This is a genomic window from Candidatus Symbiopectobacterium sp. NZEC135, from assembly GCF_025962695.1.
Map to the genome: position 1 here is coordinate 1 of NZ_JAGFPF010000813.1, position 918 is coordinate 918.

A 918-nucleotide genomic window follows, 5' to 3' on the forward strand; every position below is an offset into this window, starting at 1 on the left:
ACATCCTTTCTTATCACTCCAGAAGCAGGGAAAGATTACGATCTGAATTACGACCAGAAAGAAAACAGTAAAATATGCGTTTTGCACTTTAACGAAATTGTCCGCGACCCTACGACAAGCGTGACCGTGTTAAAACCCGCACCTTATCAGGTCAAAAAGAAATATGGTCAGGGCTTCGATGACTAGTGTGCGCAAAGCCACCTATCTCCTTTCTATGGTGTTGTCAGTATCGGGGTGTGTTCTGGACAGCGTACGGTCGCATTCAACCGCGTTAGAAGATGTTGATAACGACAATCTGCACACCTTGTTTATCAACGGGAAAACCACCAAGCGCGACGTGTTAACAAAGCTCGGTCCCCCCATCAACAATCAGGGCGATATCGCGACGCCGCTATGGTTGTACCATTACCGGCACGAAAAAAAACCGCTCTTTCTGCCGAAAGTGGGCCCACTCGCGGGCCAGGACAAAACGCTATCACTGCGATTCGATGAGAAGGGCGTATTGGTAGATGCGGTTTTGATTGATAAAGCCGCTAACTAGCCATCTCGGCGTGACACCGGTCCATGGTTGAATCGGTGTGACGGTTGGAGCATACCGGCGCGGTGGATAAACACTTATTGCCGCGACGAGAGGGTGTCTTCCTGCGCCAACGTAATGCCACGGCGACTCAGACGCAGCGTCATCAGCAAACCGACGCTCACCAATACCGCCGCCGCCAGATAAATCGCCCCTACGCCGGTGTAACCCATCATTACCCCTGCCAGCGGACCGACCAATCCGAGGGACAAATCGAGAAACAGCGTGTAGGTTGCCAGTGCACTGCCCTGATTTTGCGGCGCGACCACTTTGACCGCCAGTACGCCCAGCGAGGGGAACACCAGCGAGAAACCAGCACCGGCCAGAAAAGCACCCAGTTC

The 918-nt window shown here is 52.9% G+C and carries 2 protein-coding genes and 1 pseudogene; 2 read left to right on the forward strand and 1 reads right to left on the reverse strand.

Annotated elements, in window-relative coordinates; genetic code table 11:
* Window positions 1-186, forward strand: a 186-nt coding sequence (locus tag J5224_RS35995) for a hypothetical protein (protein ID WP_264628802.1), incomplete at its 5' end; no start/stop codon positions are given.
* A complete protein-coding gene (locus tag J5224_RS36000; protein WP_264628803.1) occupies window positions 179-541 on the forward strand; it encodes a hypothetical protein in 363 nt (120 codons plus the stop codon). The genes J5224_RS35995 and J5224_RS36000, both read left to right, overlap by 8 nt.
* Before the next feature lie 74 nt (window positions 542-615).
* On the opposite strand, the pseudogene J5224_RS36005 reads toward J5224_RS36000, so the two are convergent.
* A pseudogene (locus J5224_RS36005) lies at window positions 616-918 on the reverse strand (MFS transporter); the annotation flags it as partial.